We start from the raw sequence: 18,592 nt of genomic DNA, 5'->3' as shown, positions 1-18,592 counted from the left end.
ACGCCGTGCAGCCCCGCGATCTCGCGGATTGACAGCATTTCGGGGCTCCGAACGAGCCCCGGCGTCGCGGGCGGTTCAGGAGCGCACGCGCTTGCGCAGCACGTCGATGCGCGCCTGCAGCTGGGCGACGGTGGCCTGAGCGACGGGCGGTCCGCCGCAGATCCGTCGAAGCTCGGCGTGCACGGCGCCGTGCGGCTCGCCCGACTGGCGCGCGTAGAGCCCCACGAGGCTGTTCAGAAGCTGTCGCTGCTCCTTGAGGGTGCGGTGGAGCGCGGGCGGCGGCGCGGGCTCCACCGGGGTTCCCGCGACCGCTTGCCGTGCCTCGCGCGCCTTGCGGTGCCTTCCCTGACGCGCCTGGCGCTGCATGAGCAGCTCATGGACGTGCTCGGGCTCGAGCAGTCCGGGCAGGCCCAGGAACTCCTCCTCTTCGGGCGTTCCGGGCACCGCGAGCTGCCCGAACTCGCGCCCGTCGTAGAGCACGCGGTCGAAGTGCGCGGCGGAGCCGAGTGCCTGGAACGAGAACTCCTCGGTGAGAGCATCGGATGCCTTGTCCTCCCGCTCCGCCGCCGCGAGCAGGTCCTCCTCGGCGTTCCACTCGTCGTCGCCGTCGGTGTCGCGGTCCAGCGCGTGATCTCGCTGACGCTCGAGCTCGTTCGCGAGGGCGAGCAGCTGCGGAACGTTCGGGAGGAACACGCTCGCGGTCTCGCCGCGCCGGCGTGCGCGCACGAACCGGCCGATCGCCTGCGCGAAGAAGAGCGGGGTCGAGGCGCTCGTCGCGTAGACGCCGACGCACAGCCGCGGAACGTCGACACCCTCCGACACCATGCGGACCGCGACCATCCACCGCGACGTGCCCTGCGAGAACTCCTCGATGCGCGACGACGCCTCGGCCTCGTCGGAGAGCACGACAGTGGGTGCCTCGCCGGTGATGCCGCGCAGGATCTCGGCGTAGGCGCGCGCGGCGGTCTGATCGGTCGCGATGACGAGGCCGCCGGCATCCGGCACCTGCTCGCGCACCTCGCTGAGGCGCCGGTCGGCCGACCGCAGCACGGCCGGGATCCACTCCCCCGCCGGGTCGAGCGCGGTACGCCATGCCTGCGCGGTGACGTCCTTCGTGTTGTCCTGCCCGAGCTGCGCTTCCATCTCGTCGCCGGTCTTGGTGCGCCAGCGCATCGAGCCCGCGTACACGAGGAAGATCACCGGGCGCACGACGCCGTCCTCGAGGGCTCGCGCGTAGCCGTAGCTGTAGTCGGTGCGCGAGACGCGGATGCCCTTCTCGTCGGGGTGGTACTCGACGAACGGGATCGGCGCGGTGTCGCTGCGGAACGGCGTCCCCGACAGCAGCAGCCGCCGCGTCGCGCGCGAGTACGCCTCGCGCAGCGCATCGCCCCAGCTGAGCGCGTCGCCGCCGTGGTGCACCTCATCGAGGATCACGAGCGTGCGCGCATCGAGCGTGAGGCGCTGATGGACGGATGCCTTGACCGCCACCTGCGCGTAGGTGACGGCCACCCCGTGGTAGTGGCGCGCGGGGGCGACGTGGCGGTTCGAGAAGGCGGGGTCGAGTCGGATCGACACACGGGCCGCCGCATCCGCCCATTGGGTCTTGAGGTGCTCGGTGGGCGCGACGACGATGATGCGGTCGACCACCCGGCGGCGCAGCAGCTCGCTCGCGAGCCGGAGGGCGAACGTCGTCTTTCCGGCGCCGGGGGTCGCGGCGGCGAGGAAGTCGCGCGGACCCGCGCCGGGGCCGTCCGGACCGTCGAGGCTGAAGTACAGGTCGAGAGCCTCGGCCTGCCACGCGCGGAGGCGCTGCGCGGTGCCCCACGGGGCACGCTGCGGGAACGACGGCGACAGGTGCTCGGCGGCGAAGGACCCGATGTGACGGGTGCCGTGGTGCGCGGCATCCGCATGTCTGTGGTCAAACGACTCGGTGTCGGTCGCGTGCTCGGCGACCAGCGCCTCGTCGTCCATCGACGCCCTCCCCTCGTCTCGGCACAACGAGTCACCACGATAGACGAGGCCGGCGACGCGTCGGCGCAGACGTCCGCGAGGCGGGCTAACCTCGTAACCGGCCACAAGCGAGGAAGATGATGACGAACGAAGACGATCCGCGCACTCCGTACGTCGCGAACGCGCAGCCCCACCCATGGCGCCGCTACGTCGCGCTCGGCGACTCGTTCACCGAGGGCATCGGCGATCCCGAGCCGAACAGCCCGGGAGGGCACCGTGGCTGGGCGGACCGCGTCGCCGAGGTGCTGTCGCAGCAGGTCGACGACTTCGCGTACGCGAACCTCGCCGTGCGCGGCAAGCTCATCGCCCAGATCGTCGCCGAACAGGTCGATCCGGCGCTCGAGCTCAAGCCCGACCTGATCACGTTCTGCGCGGGCGGCAACGACGTGATCCGGCCGGGCACCGACCCCGACGAGATCGCGGGCCAGTTCGAGGACGCGGTCATCCGGCTCAGCAGCGGGGGCGCGACCGTCGTGGTGTTCACGGGCATCGACACGAACTTCACGCCGGTGTTCCGGCCGTTCCGCGGCAAGATCGCCATCTACAACGAGAACGTCCGCGCCATCGCCGACCGCTACGACTGCATCGTCGCCGACCAGTGGGCCCTCAAGGAGATCCAGGACCCGAGGTTCTTCGACGACGACCGACTCCACCTGAACTCGCTCGGTCACCACGAGGTCGCCCGCATGGTGCTTCGTGCGCTCAACGTGCCGAACGACCTGCAGCCGATGCAGCCCGATCCTCTGCCGCGTCGCACTTGGCGCGAAGCGCGTGCACACGACCTCGTGTGGGCCCGCGAGCACCTCGTGCCGTGGGTGCTGCGCCGCCTGCGTCACCAGTCGTCCGGCGACAACGTCACGGCGAAGCGCCCGTCGCCTCTCCCCGTGACGACCCTCGCACCGGGCAAGGGCGACGACGCACCGAAGCCCATGGCGGCGGCTGACGACGCCGCCGCGACGCGCGACGACCGGGTGTAGGGGCGCCATGCCGGTCGTGCGCGTCGACGACCCCGCCGATGCGCGGCTCGCCGACTACCGCGATCTCACCGATGTCGCGCTGCGCCGCGTGCTCGAGCCCGAGGGCGGCCTGTACATCGCCGAATCGTCGAAGGTCATCGCACGCGCGCTCGCGGCGGGCCACACGCCGCGATCCTTCCTCGTGCAGGACAAGTGGCTGCCCGACATCGAGCGGCTGGCGGCGCCGCATCCGGATGCCCCGATCTTCGTCGTGCCCGCAGAAGTCGCCGAGCACCTCACGGGCTACGCCGTGCACCGCGGAGCCCTCGCGGCGATGCACCGCCCGCCGCTCGCGACGGTGGGCGCGATCGTCGAGGGTGCGCGCGTGGTCGTGGTGCTCGACGACATCGTGGATCACACGAACGTCGGCGCCATCTTCCGCGGTGCCGCAGGCCTCGGCGCCGATGCGGTGCTCGTGAGCCCGCGCTGCGCCGACCCCCTGTACCGGCGGAGCGTGCGGGTGAGCATGGGGACGGTGTTCCAGGTGCCGTGGACGCGCATTCCCGAGTGGCCCGTGGCGCGCGAACTGCTGCACGACGCAGGCTTCCGGCTCGCGGCCCTCGCGTTGGCCGACGACGCGGTGCCGCTCGACAGGTTCGCTGCGGATGCGCCGCGCAAGGTCGCGCTCATGCTGGGCGCTGAAGGCGACGGCCTGAGCCGTGCGGCGCTCGAGGCGGCCGACGTCACCGTGACGATCCCGATGCGCGGGGGCGTCGACTCGCTCAACGTCGCCGCGGCGTCCGCGGTCGCGCTGTGGGAGCTCACAGCCCGCGACCGGCGTAACATGCCCGAAAACGACGAGACCTAGACTCGCGAGCGGAGGGGGTGATCCGTGAGCATCGCAACGCACCTTGCCGCGCTTCCCGCGCAGCAGCTCGACGCGGCGCTCACCGCGCTGTCGGGCCGTCGGATCGCCGTTCTGACGGGGGCGGGCGTCTCGACGGATTCCGGCATCCCCGACTACCGCGGCGAGGGCGCGCCGCGGCGCACGCCCATGACCGTGGACCAGTACCTCTCGAGCGACGCCGCCCGGCGCCGATACTGGGTCGGCAGCCACCTCGGCTGGCGCGCCTTCGCGGCCGCCGAGCCGAACGCCGGCCACCGCGCGATCGCGAGTCTCGAGGAGCGCGGCATCGTGTCGGGTGTCATCACGCAGAACGTCGACGGGCTCCACGTGCGCGCAGGCAGCCGCCGCGTCGTCGAGCTGCACGGAACGATGCGCCGCGTGTTCTGCACGCATTGCGGGCAGGTGTTCGACCGCCGCGATCTGGCGGTGCGTGTCGAGGCCGACAACCCGTGGATCGTCGTGCCCGAGAACGTGAAGCTCGGCCCCGACGGCGACGTGCTGCCGGAGAGCTGGGAGGACTTCCGGGTACCGTCGTGCACCGTGTGCGGGGGCGTGCTCAAGCCCGATGTCGTGTTCTTCGGCGAGTTCATCCCCGCCGAGAAGTTCCGCGAGGCCGAGCAGCTCGTCCACGCGAGCGATGCCCTCGTGATCGCCGGCTCATCGCTCGTCGTGAACTCGGGCATCCGGCTGCTCGAGCGTGCACGGCGGCGACGGATGCCCGTGGTGATCGTCAACCGCGGGCAGACGCGCGGCGACGCCCGCGCCACCGTGAAGATCGACGCCGGCACGAGCGAGGTGCTCTCGGCTCTCGCCGATGCGCTCGAGGGCTGACCTTCCCCCGGTCCCTGAGCGAGGAGTGCAGCGACGAGACGAAGGGCGCTGCGCTCGCTCAGCCCCCATGGCGGGGCTCAGGACTCCGCGCGACGCACGATCCCGCGCGCGTGGCGGAGCACGGGCTCGTCGACCATGCGTCCCTCATGTCGGAACACGCCGCCCTTGTGCTCGGCCGCCGCGAGCACACCCTGCGCCCACGCGAGGAGATCGTCGTCCGGACGATACGCCTCGCGAATCACCGGCACATGGCTCGGGTGGATGCATGCCGTGGCCGTGAAGCCGCTCGCGGCGGCATCGCGCGCCTCGCGTCGCAGGCCCTTGAGGTCTGCGATGTCGAGGTGCACGGCGTCGATCGCCGCCTTGCGCCGCGCTCCCGCGGCGATGAGCACGCGGCTGCGCGCGTAGCGCGCCACATCGCGGTACCGCCCGCGCTTGTTGCGGCTCGCGGTGCCGCCGAGCGATGCGACGAGGTCCTCGGCTCCCCACATGAGCCCCACGACGTTGTCGAGGGCCGCGATGCGCTCTGCCGCCTGCACACCGCGCGCGGTCTCGCACAGCGCGATCACGCGGAAGCGCGGGTCGAGCCGGCCGATCCTCTTGGGCGATTCGGCCTTCGCGACCATGATCGTCCGGTAGTCGGTCTGCGACAGCGACGACAGATCCGCGACGATCGCGTCGCTGTCGAGCGGATTGACCCGCACGATGACGCGCGAAGGGTCGAGCTCGGACTCGATCACCGCGCCGCGCGCCGCCGCCTTGGCATCCGCGCTCACCGCGTCCTCGAGATCGAGGATCACGCCGTCCGAGCGGTCGAGCGCCTTCTCGAAGCGCTCGGGACGATCCGCGGGACAGAACAGCAGCGCGGGGCCGAGATCGAACGGTGTTCCGGTCACGCGTCTCCTCCTGGGCTCTGTTCCGTCGACGGCGCGCACCACATGAGCGCGACGCGCGTCGCGACGCCGACGACCTCTCCGTGCTGGTTGCGCCCCGTGTGCCTCAGCGTCACGATGCCCTGCCCGGGGCGCGACTTCGACAGGCGCTTCTCGACGACCTCGGTCTCGGTGTAGAGGGTGTCGCCGTGGAAGAGCGGTGCGGGGAACGAGATGTCGGTCATCCCCAGTTGAGCGACGAGCGTGCCCTGCGTGAGCTGCGAGACGGATGCCCCGACCATCGTCGACAGCGTCCACATCGAGTTCATGAGCCGCTGTCCGAACGGCCGCGATTCGGAGTGCGCGGCGTCGAGGTGCAGCGCCTGGGTGTTCATCGTGAGGGTCGAGAACAGGACGTTGTCGGCCTCGGTCGCGGTGCGGCCCGGTCGGTGCACGTAGCGCGCACCGACCTCGAGCTCGTCGTAGTAGAGCCCGCGCTGCACGATCGGCTCGCCGGTCACCCTCGTCACGCTACCGTCGGAGCGGGTGGAGTTCGACGGGTCGCTCATTCGAGCCCCAATGCGCGCGAGATGACGAGGAGCTGCACCTCGTTCGTGCCCTCGCCGATCTCGAGGATCTTGGAGTCACGGTAGTGGCGGGCCACGGGGAACTCGTTCATGAAGCCGTTGCCGCCGAAGATCTGCGTCGCGTCGCGCGCGTTGTCCATCGCCGCGTCGCTCGCCGTGAGCTTCGCTATGGCCGCCTCGGTCTTGAACGGCTTGCCTGCGTCGCGGAGGCGCGCCGCGTGGTGCCACGCGAGGCGCGCGGTGTGCACGCGCGCCTGCATCCGCGCGATCGTGAACTGGATGCCCTGCCGCTTAGACAGCGTGTCGCCGAACACGACGCGCTTGTTCGCGTAGTCGACGGCAGCTTCGAGGCAGCCCTCGGCGGCACCCGTCGCGAGGGCGGCGATCGCGATGCGGCCCTCGTCGAGGATGTGCAGGAAGTTCGCGAATCCGCGGCCGCGCTCCCCCAGCAGGTTGCCCTCCGGAACACGCGCGCCCTGGAACGTCAGCGGATGCGTGTCGGACGCGTTCCAGCCGACCTTGTCGTACGCGGGCTCGACGGTGAAGCCGGGAGTGCCGTTGGGCACGATGATCGTCGAGATCTCCTTGCGGCCGTCCTGCTGTCCCGTGACCGCGGTGACCGTCACGAAGCGCGTGATGGCGGTGCCGGAGTTCGTGATGAACTGCTTCGACCCGTCGATGACCCACTCGCCGTCCTCGAGGCGCGCGGTCGTGCGCGTCGCTCCGGCGTCGGATCCCGCCTCCGGCTCGGTAAGCCCGAACCCCGCGAGTGCGCGACCCGCCGTGAGATCGGGAAGATGCTCCTGTTTCTGCTCCTCGGTGCCGAAGCGGAAGATCGGCATCGCGCCGAGGCTCACGCCCGCTTCGAGCGTGATGGCGATGGACTGGTCGACGCGCCCGAGCGCCTCGATCGCGAGGCACAGCGCGAAGTAGTCGCCTCCCTGCCCGCCGTACTCCTCGGGGAACGGCAGACCGAACAGCCCGAGGTCGCCCATCTGCTTCACGACCTCGAGCGGCAGCGTCTTCGTGCGGTCGGCCTCGTACGAGCGGGGTGCGACGACCTCTTCGGCGAAGTCCCGCACCATCGCGGCGAGCTGACGCTCGTCCTCGGTGAGATTGTGGTGGTCCATGTCTCCTCCTCGTGGGATGGACGGTCAGCCGACCGCGGTCTCGGTCGGTGTGACGGATGCCCCGGGCGCGCCCGCTTGGTCGACGGGCGCCTCGCGGTCTGCGGTCTCCGCCGGGTGCGCGGTCACGGTCGCGAGCACCTGATCGCGCGAGACCTGCTCTCCGACGGCCGTGCGCACGCGCACGATGCCACCGTGTCCGGCGATCAGCGGGTGCTCCATCTTCATCGCCTCGATCGTGACGATGCGGTCGCCCGCGGCGACCTCGGCGCCGTCGGCGGCGTGGATCGCCACGACGGCGCCGGGCATGGGCGCGCGGAGATCGGGGTCGGATGCGCCGGCCTCGCGCTCGCGCTGTGCGAGCCGCACCTCCATCGCCTCGCGGCGCGTGAGGGGCCGCAGCCGGTGGGTGGCGCCGTCGGCGTGCACCCAGACGCTGCCGTCGCGTGCGGTCGCGGCATCCGCCGGGTCCGTGGGAGCGGCGTCGTCGTCCGCGACCTCGACGACGTCGCCGCCGTCGAGCTGGAACCTCTGCACCGGCAGCACGCGCTCGCCCGACACGCGCCAGCCGGGCAACGCGCGCCATGCGCCGCCGGCGCGACTGCGGGTGGGCCGTGCGCGACCTGTCGACGCGCCTCCGTCGGGCGCTCGACTCGATGTCGAGCCCCCGCGCACGAAGGCGGCAGCGCACGCGAGCGCCCGTGCGGACGGAGCGGGCGCCTCGAACGGCGGCAGGCGGTCGATGAGTCCCGTGTCGAGGTCTCCGTCGCGCACGGCGGGATCGGCGATCAGCGCGCGCAGGAACGCCGTGTTCGTCTCGACGCCGAGCACCACCGTCTCGGCGAGCGCGGCGTCCAGCGTGTCGAGCGCCGCGGCCCGATCCGCGCCGAAGGCGATGACCTTCGCGATCATCGGGTCGTAGTCGCTCGTCACCGTGGAGCCGGTCTCGATCGCCGCATCCGTCCTCACGCCCTCGGCGGCGCGCCACAGCAGCACGTCGCCCGTCGACGGCAGGAAGCCGCGCTCGGGGCTCTCGGCGTACACGCGCGCCTCGATCGCGTGCCCTTCGAGGCGCACCTCGTCCTGCTCGAACGGGATCGGCTCGCCCTCGGCGATGCGGATCTGCTGCTCGACGAGGTCGATGCCGGTCACGAGCTCCGTCACGGGGTGCTCGACCTGCAGACGAGTGTTCATCTCGATGAAGAAGAACTCGTCGGGCCGGTCGGCCGCGATGAGGAACTCGACCGTTCCCGCGCCGCGATAGTCGACGGATGCGGCGGCCGCGCACGCCGCCACACCGATGCGCTCGCGCGTGGCGGCGTCGATGACGGGCGACGGAGCCTCCTCGATGACCTTCTGGTGCCGGCGCTGGAGCGTGCACTCGCGTTCGCCGAGGTGGACGACCGTTCCGTGGGAGTCGGCGAGCACCTGCACCTCGATGTGCCGCGGACGCTCGATGAGCCGTTCGAGCAGGAGCGCGTCGTCGCCGAATGCGGCCGTCGCGACGCGGCGAGCGGTCGCGAGCGCCTCGGGCAGCTCGCTCTCTGAGCGCACGACCTGCATGCCTTTTCCGCCGCCGCCCGCCGACGGCTTGACGAGCAGGGGGAAGCCGATGTCGCGGGCGGCGTCGGCGATCGCCGCATCCGTCATGTCCACCGCCGAGAATCCGGGAACCGTCGGCACGCCGTACTCGGCGACGTGCTGCTTCGCGCGGATCTTGTCGCCCATGACCTCGAGCGCACGCTCGCCCGGCCCGATGAAGACGATTCCGGCGTCGGCGCACGCGCGCGCGAACGCGGCGTTCTCGGCGAGGAAGCCGTAGCCGGGATGGATCGCCTGCGCCCCGGTCTCGCGCGCGGCCGCGATCACGGCGTCGATGCTGAGGTACGACTCGGATGCGGCGGCCGGCCCGATCCGGACGGCGATGTCGGCCTCACGCACGTGCGGCGCGTTCGCATCGGCGTCGCTGTAGACGGCGACCGAGCGGATGCCGAGCTCGCGCAGCGTGCGGAGGACGCGTCGCGCGATCTCGCCGCGGTTCGCCACGAGGACGGTGGTGAAACCTTCGTCTCGCTGCGCTCGCTCAGGGACCGAGTCGGTGGGATTCGTGGTCATGGGTCTCACATCCGGAAGACGCCGAACTTCGGCTCGGGAAGGGGCGTGCGCGAGACGACGTCGAGTGCGAGGCCGATCACGTCGCGCGTGTCGAGCGGGTCGATGACGCCGTCATCCCACAGGCGGGCGGTCGCGTAATAGGGATTGCCCTGCTCCTCGTACTGCGCGCGGATGGGCGCCTCGAACGCGGCGCGGTCGTCGTCGCTCCACTGCTCGCCGCGCGCGGCGAGCTGGTCGGCCTTGACAGTCGAGAGGACGGATGCCGCCTGCGTCCCGCCCATGACCGAGACGCGGCTCGCGGGCCACGTCCACAGGAATCGGGGTGAGTAGGCGCGACCGCACATCGCATAGTTGCCGGCGCCGAAGGATCCGCCGATCACGACCGTGAGCTTGGGGACGCGCGTCGTCGCGACGGCGGTGACCATCTTGGCGCCGTCCTTCGCGATGCCTCCGGCCTCGGCGTCTCGCCCGACCATGAAGCCGGAGATGTTCTGCAGGAACAGGAGGGGAATGCCGCGCTGGTCGCACAGCTCGATGAAGTGCGCGCCCTTGAGGGCCGACTCGCTGAACAGCACGCCGTTGTTCGCGACGATGCCGACCGGATGCCCGTGGATGCGTGCGAACCCGGTGACGAGCGTATCGCCGTACTCGCGCTTGAACTCGTGGAATTCACTCGCGTCGACCAGGCGTGCGATGACCTCGCGCACGTCGTACGGCTGGTTCACGTCGACGGGCACGACACCGTAGAGGTCGGCGGGGTCGACGGCGGGCGCGACGGCGTCGACGACCTCCCACGCGGGCTCTTCGGGCTGCGGCAGGGTCGCGACGATGTCGCGCACGATCTCGAGCGCGTGCTCGTCGTTCTCGGCGAGGTGGTCGACGACTCCGGAGCGGCGGGCGTGCAACTCTCCCCCGCCGAGCTCCTTGGCCGTCACGACCTCGCCGATCGCCGCCTTCACGAGCGGCGGACCACCGAGGAAGATCGTGCCCTGGTTTCGGACGATGACGGTCTCATCGCTCATCGCCGGCACGTACGCGCCTCCTGCTGTGCACGAGCCGAGCACCGCGGCGATCTGCGGGACGCCCTCAGCCGACAGGCGCGCCTGGTTGAAGAAGATGCGCCCGAAGTGGTCGCGGTCGGGGAACACCTCGTCCTGCTTCGGCAGGAACGCACCGCCCGAGTCGACGAGGTAGATGCACGGGAGACGATTCTCGAGCGCGATCTCCTGCGCGCGAAGGTGCTTCTTCACGGTGAGCGGGTAATACGTGCCGCCCTTGACCGTCGCGTCGTTGCACACGACCATCACGTGCCGGCCGTGCACGAGGCCGATGCCCGCGATGACCCCGGCGGCGGGAGCGTCTCCGCCGTACAACCCCTCGGCGGCGAGCGGTGCGACCTCGAGGAAGGGGCTGCCTTCGTCGAGGAGGCGGTTCACCCGGTCGCGCGGCAGCAGCTTGCCGCGCGCGACATGCCGCTCACGCGACGGCTCAGGACCGCCCCGTGCGGCCTTCGCGAGCCGCTCGTGAAGCTCCTCGGCCAATGCGCTCTGCGCCTCGTGTGTGCGCGCGAAAGTCGCGTCGTGGGCGACCAAGGTCGTCAGGGCGCTCATGTCATCTCCGTCGACGTCACGATTCCGTCACACAGGTTGTCGCCGCGCGATGGGACTGGTTAGTGTTCACTAACTGAGCAGTCAGGTTAGCGAGGATTAACTGAAATGGCAAGGGGTCTCACCGAGCGCGGTCGCGCCAAGGCCGACCGCCAGACCGCTCTTCTGAAAGAGGCGGCCCGGCTGTTCGCGGCGCGGGGCTTCAGCGGAGTGAGCCTCGAAGAGCTCGGCGCCGCCGTCGGCGTGAGCGGGCCCGCCGTCTATCGGCACTTCGCGAACAAGCAGGCTCTGCTCGGCGCGATCCTCGTGAGTGTGAGCGAGCGGCTGCTGTCGGGGGGCCGAGCGGTCGTCGAGTCGGGTGAGCCGCCCCTCGAGCAGCTGCGCGCGCTCATCGAGTTCCACGTCGCCTTCGCTCTTGCCGACGCCGACGTCATCCGCGTGCAGGACCGGGATCTCGCGAGCCTCGCCGACGAGGACCGCCACGCTGTGCGGCGTCTGCAGCGCGAGTACGTCGAGCTGTGGATCGGGGTGCTGGCGGCGGTGCATCCGGATCGTCCCGTCAACGACCTGCGCGTGCGTGCCCACGCGTGCTTCGGCCTCATCAACTCGACTCCGCACAGCGTGCGCGCGCTGCGCGACGCCCCCGCCGACGAGGACGTCTCGCAGATCCTCGAGTCGATGGCCCTGGCAGCCCTCGCAGCGTGAGCGACGGCGCGGCGCGACACCCTGAGCGCGCCGGGCGGCGACGCACGACCTCTCGGCGCGCGCCGCCGCCCCACTGGAGAAGTCAGCCGAGCAGCATGGCGCGTCCGGGCTCGCGCAGCACGTCACCGACGTCGACGAGGAACTTCGACCCCTGCTCGCCGTCGACGAGGCGGTGGTCGAACGAGAGCGCGAGTGTCATGACGTCGCGCAGCGCGATCTCGCCGCGGTGCTCCCACGGCTGGCGGCGCACGGCGCCGACCGCGAGGATCCCCGCCTCCCCCGGGTTGAGGATCGGGGTGCCGGCGTCGACGCCGAAGACGCCGACATTCGTGATCGAGAACGTGCCGCCCATCATGTCGGCCGGCGCCGTCTTGCCCGCACGGGCCGTCTCGGCGAGATCGCGGATCGCGTCGGCGAGCTCCACGAGCGACATGTCCTGCGCGTCCTTGATGTTCGGCACGACGAGCCCGCGGCCGGTCGCCGCCGCGATGCCGATGTTGACGTAGTGGTGCTCGACGATCTCGCCGGCCGCTTCGTCCCACTTGGAGTTGAGCTCGGGGTGCTTGCGCAGCGCGAGGCACACGGCCTTCGCCGCGACGGCGAGCACGCCGATCTTGTGGCCCTGCAGCGAGCGGTCGGCCTTGAACGACTCGATGAGCTCGGTCGTGGCCGTCACGTCAACCGTCAGGAACGTCGTCACGTGCGGTGCGGTGAAGGCGCTGCGCACCATCGCCTCGGCGGTGTGCTTGCGGACGCCTCGGATCGGGGTTCGCGTCGTGCGCTCGCCCGCCTCTCGACGAGGAGCGGATGCGGCCGGCGCGGCACCCGCCATCGCCGGCTCGGCGCCCGGAAGCCTGCCGACCCGCGCCGCGTACGCCTCGACGTCCGCGCGCGTGATGATGCCCGACGCGCCGGATGCCTCGACGAGTGCGAGGTCGATCCCGAGGTCCTTCGCGAACCGTCGCACGGGCGGAGTCGACCGGGGCCGCTCGAGGGGACGCTCGGGCTCCGCCACGCGGATCGCGTCGTGCGGCGCGGCCTCGAGCACTGCCGTGTCGGTGCCGCCACCGGTCGGTGCGAGCGCGGCGACCGAGCGCGCTCGGCGCCGCGGACGCGCGCTGCCGCGCGGCGCGGCACCGTAGCCCACGAGGTTGGGCTGCGCCTTCTCTTCGGGCGCGGGCACCGCATCCGCCTTCTCCGTCGGCGTCGAAGCGACCGCCTCGGCCGGAGCCGATGCAGCGGATGCCTCGGCCCCCGCGACGTCGAACGTGATGAGCGGCGCGCCGACCTGGACGACATCGCCCGCTTGCGCGTGCAGCGTGCGGACGATGCCCGCGAACGGAGACGGCAGCTCGACGACCGCCTTGGCCGTCTCGACCTCGGCGATCGTCTGGTTCAGGGCGACCTCGTCGCCCTCGGCGACCGTCCACTGGACGAGCTCGGCCTCGGGAAGGCCTTCGCCGAGATCGGGGAGCAGGAACTCCTGGATCACAGCACACCACCGCCCACTCCGGCACGGCCCGTCTCGGCCGTGCGCCACTCCTCGAGCCCGGTCAGGCTGTTCGGCTTGTCGAGCACGCGGTCGACCGCGTCGAGGATGCGGTCCAGATCCGGGATGTGGTACTTCTCGAGTTTCGCCGGCGGATACGGGATGTCGTGGCCGGTCACGCGCTGCGGCGGCGCCTCGAGGTAGTGGAAGCAGCGCTCGGTGACGCTCGCGACGAGCTCCGCGCCCATGCCCGCTTCCTTCGCGGCTTCGTGGGTCACGACGACGCGACCGGTCTTGCGCACCGACGCCGTCACCGTGCGGTAGTCGACGGGCGACAGCGACCGCAGGTCGATGACCTCGATCGAGACGCCCTCGTCCTCCGCCGCGATCGCGGCGTCGAGCGCGGTCATGACCTGCGAGCCGTACGTGAGGAGCGTGACGTCGCCGCCCTCGCGCGCGACGCGCGCCAGGCCCATGGGCGGCGCATCCGCCAGATCGACGTCGAGATCGACCTCGCCCTTCTGGTGGTACAGGCGCTTCGGCTCGAAGTACACGACCGGGTCGTCGGATGCGATCGCCTGGCGCAGCATGACGTAGGCGTCCTGCGGGTTCGAGACCGCGATCACGCGCAGTCCCGACGTGTGCACGAAGTACGCCTCGGGCGACTCGGAGTGGTGCTCGGCGGCGCCCACTCCCCCCGCCCACGGGATGCGGATCGTGATCGGCATCTTGACGTTGCCGCGTGTGCGGTAGTGCAGCTTGGCGACCTGGCACACGATCTGGTCGAACGCCGGGTACACGAAGCCGTCGAACTGGATCTCGACGACCGGGCGGTAGCCGCGGTACGCGAGACCCACCGCGGTGCCCATGATGCCCGCCTCGGCCAGCGGCGTGTCGACCACCCGCGCCGCGCCGAACTCGTCGAGCAGCCCGTCGGTGATGCGGAAGACGCCTCCGAGGCGACCGATGTCCTCACCCATCACGAGGACCTTCGGGTCGTCCGCCATCGCGCGGCGCAGGCCCTCGTTGATGGCCTTCACCAGCGTCATCTCCGTCATCGCGAGGCCTCCTCGGACGAATCGAAGCCGGCGAGGTAGGCGCCGAACTCGCGACGCTGCTCCTCGAGGCCGGTGTGCGGCTCCTCGTACACATGATCGAGCACGCCGATGGGCTCGCGGGACTTCGCCGTGAGGGCCGCCTCGCGCACGTGCGCGCCGAGCTCGTCGGCCTCGGATGCCACCGACATCGCGAACTCTTCGTCGAACGCGCCCTCGGCGCGCAGCAGCGCCTCGACGCGGGCGATGGGGTCGCGCTGCTTCCAGCGCTCGACTTCGTCCTTCGAGCGGTAGCGCGTCGGGTCGTCGGACGTCGTGTGCGGGCCGATGCGGTACGTGACCGCCTCGATGTAGGCGGGGCCCTTGCCCGAGCGGGCGTGGTCGATCGCCCAGCGCATCGCCGCGAGGCTCGCGAGCACGTCGTTGCCGTCGATGCGCACGCTCGGGATGCCGAATCCGGGCGCGCGGCCGGCGATCGGGTACTTCGCCTGCACCGTCACCGGCTCCGAGATCGCGTACTGGTTGTTGGAGCACACGAACACGACCGGCGCCCGGAACGACGACGCGAAGATCATCGCCTCGTTGACGTCTCCCTGGCTCGTCGCGCCGTCGCCGAAGTAGGTCGCGGCGACCTGGTCGGCGCCGTCGCGCTGGATGCCCATCGCGTAGCCGACGGCATGCAGCGTCTGCGCGCCGATGATGATCTGCGGCACGGCGGTGTTGATGTCGTACGGGTTGAACGTCGAGTGCTCCTCGCCGCGCCACGCGACGACGAAGTCGGCGGGTGTGGCGCCGCGCACGAAGTTCACCCCGATCTCGCGATAGCTCGGGAACGCGAAGTCGTCCGCACGCAGTGCGCGGGCGGTGCCGACCTGAACGGCCTCCTGGCCCTGGCACGGGGCCCACAGGCCCACCTGGCCCTGCCGCTGCAGGGCGATGCCTTCGGTGTCGATGCGGCGGACGAGCATCATGTCGCGGTACAGACCGCGCAGCAATTCGTGGTCGACGTCGGCCACCCAGCGGCCGAGATCGGGGTCCGCGACGCGTTCGCCGTCGGGTGTCAGCAGCCGCGCGACGTCATCGACATCGACGGCAAGGTCGGGAGCGGTCAGGGTGTGCGCCATCGTCATACCTCCTCGGTGCGAGTCGCCCTCGTGGGGCGCTCGTCACGTCGTCGCCGGCACCGTCGCCGACAAGGCCGACACTACGTCGCTCTTGCACCTCGCTCAAGCATCACTCGCCCTCTTGAGCATGTTGCCAAGATCCCGGGGTTCGAAGCGTGATAATCTTCACAGTATGAGCGCTCTTGACCACGTCGATCTCGAACTGCTGGCGGCGCTCTCCGACGACCCCCGCGCGACCGTCGTGGCATTGGCCGACAGGCTCGGGCTGTCGCGCAACACGGTCCAGGCACGCATGGCCCGCCTGGAGCGCTCGGGCGTGTTCCTGTCGTTCGAGCGCGCGATCTCGTCTTCGGCGCTCGGCTTCCCGATCGAGGCGTTCATCCACGTGATGGTCCGCCAGGCCGACCTGCCGCGCATCACGACCGCGCTCGAGCTCGTGCCCGAGGTCGTGCAGGTGCACGGCCTCAGCGGTCCGGTGGACCTTCTCGTGCGCGTCGCATGCCGCGACACGCAGCATCTCTTCGACACCGACGCGCGCATCCTCGCGATCGACGGCGTCGAGCGCACCGAGACCTCTCTCGCGATGGGCGAGGTGATCGGCTACCGCGTCAGGCCGCTCATGGAGCTCGCGCGACGCGAGTCTCGGCCGTCTCGCTCGTGACCCGAGCCTTCCGCACCCTGCGCTTCGGACGCGGCCCGCGCGTCGACTGACGGCCCGACGCCCGCGGGGCCCCGCCGTCGAGCCGCACGAGCACGACTCCGACGAGGATCAGCGCACCGCCCACGAACTGGATCGGCGCGGGAGCCTCGCTCAGCAGAAGCCATGCGAATCCGAGCGCGAACAGCACCTCGGACAGTCCCACGAACGACGCGACGCGCGAGCCGATGCGCGGCACGGCCATGACCCCGAGCGCGTAGCCGAGCGTCGTGGCGATGGCGCCCACCCACAGCAGCGGCACCCACGCGGGCAGCTCGAACCCCGCGAGGAGCACCGTGACGGCGGGTGCCGCGAACGGCAGCACCCCGACCGCGCACAGGGCCCCGATGATCACGGCGCCGATGATGAGACCGCCGGAGGCGAGGGCGAGCGGCGGCAGGCCCTCGCCCGCACGCTCCGAGATGAGGAAGTACGCCCCGGCGCACACCGCCGCAGCGAGCGCGAGCAGCGTTCCGAGCAGGTCGAACGTCGCTCCCGAGATGTCGACGACGAGAACGAGACCCGTCATCGCGACGACCGAGCCGATCACCACGAGCCGCGAGGGGGCCCTCCGCGTGCGGATCCACGCGAAGATCACGAGCAGCACGGGTGCGAGGTATTGGATGAGCAGGGCGACGGCCACCGGCATCCGCTGCATCGCCGAGAAGAAGAAGAGCTGGCAGCCGACGACGGCGGTGAGTCCGAATCCCAGGATCAGCAGGCCGTGCCGGCGCACGAATCCGCGGTCGCGGCGCAGCGCCCGCACGAGAGCAGGCATGAGGATGAGGCCGGCGAGCCCCATCCTGACGACGAGGGCCGCCCCGACCGACCACCCGGCTTCGAGCAGCGGCTTCACGACGGGTCCGCTCGACGAGAACGCCAGCGCGGAGGCGATGGCCATGAGGAGCCCCGACGTGCCGGCGTTGCGGACCCGCGCCGGAGAGACGATCGGAAGAGGCGCGGTGGAAGTCATGCGAGCCCGACTGTCAGGAGTGAACCGTGGTTACACTGATGACAGTACTGGTCGCCCGTGTCAGGAGTCAACGTGGTCTTCATTCATGACACCAAGACGGCTCTCACGGCCGTCACCGACCTGGTCAACACGCTCCCCGGGCGCGACGATCCCGACACGCTGACGACACTCGCGGACTTCGACGCCTTCCTCGAGGCGAACCCCTACTCCGGCGCCGTGCGGCGCGACGAATCCGAGCTCGAGGCGGTCCGCCGCATCCGGCCCCGCCTTCGCGAGCTGTGGGACGTCGATCGCGACGGCGCCGTGCCGCTCGTGAACGCGATGCTCCGCGACGGCAAGGCGCTTCCCCAGCTCGTCATCCACGACGGGTACGACTGGCACATCCACGCGACCTCCGACGACGCGCCGCTGGCGACCCGCATCCTCGTCGAGGCGGCGATGGCGTTCGTCGACGTCATCCGTGCCGACGAGTACGACCGCGTGCGCGTGTGCTCCGCCGACGACTGCGACTCGGTCTACATCGACTACTCCCGCAACGGGTCGAAGCGGTACTGCGACACCGGCAACTGCGGCAACCGCATGAACGTGAACGCGTACCGGCTCAGGAAGGCGCGAGAAAGCGCCTGATGGCTGTGGCAGCCTCGGCGGGCGTCTCGTAGTGGATGAGGTGCCCCACGTCGGGGATCTCGACGAGGTCCGCGTGGGGGAAGAGCGTCGCCAGGTGCCGCTCCGCCTCGATCGGCGTGATGTCGTCTCGCTGCGCCGCCACCAGAAGTGTCGGCTGCTCGATCCGCGGTGCGAACTCGCGCACGTCGTGCGACACCGACGCGACGAACGCGTCGTGCAGCACGTCGCGGTCTGCGAAGCGCGAGAAGTACGTGTCGTGCTGGTCGTGGATGAATCGACGGATGTCGCGCTCCCGCGTCTTCGCCATCGACACGCTCATCGCGCGCACGATCGCGCGGTTGCGCAGCAGCGCCTCACCGAGCCGGCGCGGAAGCCGCGCGCCCGCCCGGTAGTAGAACACCGCGAGCCGCGTGAGGATCCCGCGCGGGCCCTCGAGCGCGGGGGCGCCGATCGGGTTCACGAGCACGACGCGCGGCGTCCGGAGGCCGCGCGCGACGGCCGCGGAGACGACGATGGAGCCGAACGAGTGACCGAGGATGACCGCGTCCGGAGCGACCTCGGCGGCGAACGCCGTCAGCCACTCGGCGTAGAGGTCCAGGTCGTGGCGACGGTCGGGAACGGGCGCCGTCTCGCCGAACCCCGGGAGGTCGGGAGAGACGATGCGATATTCCGGCAGGTGCGCGACGACCGGCTCCAATCCGTGGTGCTCACCGCGGAATCCGTGCACGGCGACGATCGTCGTGGGGGCGTCGGGCGGCCCGTACACCCAATAGGCCGTGCGGCCGCCCAGCACGTCGACTTCGCGCCGCTCGACGGGTACCGCGTCGAGAAGCACGGCGTACGGGTTGGCCACGGTCACCCCACGAGTCTAGGAGGGCGCATCCGTGCGAGCCCTCGACGACCGATGTCG

Annotated in this window: 17 protein-coding genes; 6 read left to right on the top strand and 11 right to left on the bottom strand. The window is 70.9% G+C overall.

All coding sequences use genetic code 11. The annotated features are described in order from the left end of the window. Positions 1 to 75: 75 nt before the first annotated feature. On the bottom strand, positions 76 to 1,971 hold the full coding sequence (locus VNR19_RS15445) for a DEAD/DEAH box helicase (protein ID WP_325728162.1): 1,896 nt from the start codon (positions 1,969 to 1,971) through the stop codon (positions 76 to 78). A gap of 119 nt (positions 1,972 to 2,090) precedes the next feature. Here VNR19_RS15445 and VNR19_RS15440 point away from each other — a divergent pair, with 119 nt between their 5' ends. Genes VNR19_RS15440 through VNR19_RS15430 form a run of 3 tightly spaced genes read left to right on the top strand, consistent with a single transcriptional unit; the run spans position 2,091 to position 4,704 of the window. Further along, a complete protein-coding gene (locus VNR19_RS15440; protein WP_325728161.1) occupies positions 2,091 to 2,987 on the top strand; it encodes an SGNH/GDSL hydrolase family protein in 897 nt (298 codons plus the stop codon). 7 nt (positions 2,988 to 2,994) lie between these two features. Then, on the top strand, positions 2,995 to 3,834 hold the full coding sequence (locus VNR19_RS15435; RefSeq protein WP_325728160.1) for a TrmH family RNA methyltransferase: 840 nt from the start codon (positions 2,995 to 2,997) through the stop codon (positions 3,832 to 3,834). Between the two features lie 24 nt (positions 3,835 to 3,858). Continuing rightward, entirely contained in the window at positions 3,859 to 4,704 is an 846-nt protein-coding gene (locus VNR19_RS15430; RefSeq protein ID WP_414684192.1) for a Sir2 family NAD-dependent protein deacetylase, read from the top strand. Between the two features lie 77 nt (positions 4,705 to 4,781). Here the strand turns inward: VNR19_RS15430 and VNR19_RS15425 are convergent, their stop codons facing one another. Genes VNR19_RS15425 through VNR19_RS15405 form a run of 5 tightly spaced genes read right to left on the bottom strand, consistent with a single transcriptional unit; the run spans position 4,782 to position 11,015 of the window. Then, positions 4,782 to 5,600 carry an HpcH/HpaI aldolase/citrate lyase family protein gene (locus VNR19_RS15425; protein WP_325728159.1) on the bottom strand — a complete coding sequence of 273 codons (819 nt, stop codon included), beginning with the start codon at positions 5,598 to 5,600 and terminating at the stop codon, positions 4,782 to 4,784. Continuing rightward, positions 5,597 to 6,145, bottom strand: coding sequence for a MaoC family dehydratase (locus tag VNR19_RS15420; RefSeq protein WP_325728158.1), 549 nt, complete (start codon positions 6,143 to 6,145; stop codon positions 5,597 to 5,599). The genes VNR19_RS15425 and VNR19_RS15420 overlap by 4 nt, the downstream gene beginning before the upstream one ends. Then, entirely contained in the window at positions 6,142 to 7,293 is a 1,152-nt protein-coding gene (locus VNR19_RS15415) for an acyl-CoA dehydrogenase family protein (protein WP_325728157.1), read from the bottom strand. Before VNR19_RS15415 ends, VNR19_RS15420 begins: the two co-directional genes overlap by 4 nt. Before the next feature lie 24 nt (positions 7,294 to 7,317). Next, a complete protein-coding gene (locus tag VNR19_RS15410) occupies positions 7,318 to 9,405 on the bottom strand; it encodes an acetyl/propionyl/methylcrotonyl-CoA carboxylase subunit alpha (protein ID WP_325728156.1) in 2,088 nt (695 codons plus the stop codon). A 5-nt stretch (positions 9,406 to 9,410) separates the two neighbouring features. Continuing rightward, the gene (locus VNR19_RS15405) at positions 9,411 to 11,015 is read right to left on the bottom strand and encodes a carboxyl transferase domain-containing protein (RefSeq protein ID WP_325728155.1); all 1,605 of its coding nucleotides are present in this window, start codon (positions 11,013 to 11,015) and stop codon (positions 9,411 to 9,413) included. 105 nt (positions 11,016 to 11,120) lie between these two features. Here VNR19_RS15405 and VNR19_RS15400 point away from each other — a divergent pair, with 105 nt between their 5' ends. After that, positions 11,121 to 11,717 carry an SACE_7040 family transcriptional regulator gene (locus VNR19_RS15400; RefSeq protein WP_325728154.1) on the top strand — a complete coding sequence of 199 codons (597 nt, stop codon included), beginning with the start codon at positions 11,121 to 11,123 and terminating at the stop codon, positions 11,715 to 11,717. Positions 11,718 to 11,799: 82 nt separating this feature from the next. On the opposite strand, the gene VNR19_RS15395 is transcribed toward VNR19_RS15400, so the two are convergent. Genes VNR19_RS15395 through pdhA form a run of 3 tightly spaced genes read right to left on the bottom strand, consistent with a single transcriptional unit; the run spans position 11,800 to position 15,391 of the window. Next, on the bottom strand, positions 11,800 to 13,209 hold the full coding sequence (locus tag VNR19_RS15395) for a dihydrolipoamide acetyltransferase family protein (protein WP_325728153.1): 1,410 nt from the start codon (positions 13,207 to 13,209) through the stop codon (positions 11,800 to 11,802). Further along, positions 13,206 to 14,264, bottom strand: a complete 1,059-nt coding sequence (locus VNR19_RS15390) for an alpha-ketoacid dehydrogenase subunit beta (RefSeq protein WP_325728152.1) — start codon at positions 14,262 to 14,264, stop codon at positions 13,206 to 13,208. The genes VNR19_RS15395 and VNR19_RS15390 overlap by 4 nt, the downstream gene beginning before the upstream one ends. Further along, entirely contained in the window at positions 14,261 to 15,391 is a 1,131-nt protein-coding gene (gene pdhA / locus VNR19_RS15385) for a pyruvate dehydrogenase (acetyl-transferring) E1 component subunit alpha (RefSeq protein WP_325728151.1), read from the bottom strand. The genes VNR19_RS15390 and pdhA overlap by 4 nt, the downstream gene beginning before the upstream one ends. Positions 15,392 to 15,557: 166 nt before the next feature. Between pdhA and VNR19_RS15380 the strand changes: the two genes are divergently transcribed. Continuing rightward, a complete protein-coding gene (locus VNR19_RS15380; protein WP_325728150.1) occupies positions 15,558 to 16,046 on the top strand; it encodes an Lrp/AsnC family transcriptional regulator in 489 nt (162 codons plus the stop codon). Here VNR19_RS15380 and VNR19_RS15375 read toward each other — a convergent pair. Beyond that, complete coding sequence (locus VNR19_RS15375; protein WP_325728149.1) at positions 16,003 to 17,055, bottom strand: EamA family transporter; 1,053 nt, start codon at positions 17,053 to 17,055, stop codon at positions 16,003 to 16,005. The genes VNR19_RS15380 and VNR19_RS15375 overlap by 44 nt on opposite strands. Positions 17,056 to 17,127: 72 nt before the next feature. Here VNR19_RS15375 and VNR19_RS15370 point away from each other — a divergent pair, with 72 nt between their 5' ends. Then, positions 17,128 to 17,682, top strand: a complete 555-nt coding sequence (locus VNR19_RS15370) for a CGNR zinc finger domain-containing protein (protein ID WP_325728148.1) — start codon at positions 17,128 to 17,130, stop codon at positions 17,680 to 17,682. On the opposite strand, the gene VNR19_RS15365 is transcribed toward VNR19_RS15370, so the two are convergent. Further along, positions 17,657 to 18,541: an alpha/beta fold hydrolase gene (locus VNR19_RS15365; protein ID WP_325728147.1), complete on the bottom strand. Its 885-nt coding sequence runs from the start codon at positions 18,539 to 18,541 to the stop codon at positions 17,657 to 17,659. The genes VNR19_RS15370 and VNR19_RS15365 overlap by 26 nt on opposite strands. Between the last annotated feature and the right edge of the window lie 51 nt (positions 18,542 to 18,592).

The sequence above is a fragment of the Microbacterium sp. genome, assembly GCF_035556355.1.
In the GTDB taxonomy this organism is placed as follows: domain Bacteria; phylum Actinomycetota; class Actinomycetes; order Actinomycetales; family Microbacteriaceae; genus Microbacterium.
This window is presented reverse-complemented; position numbering and strand designations above follow the sequence as displayed.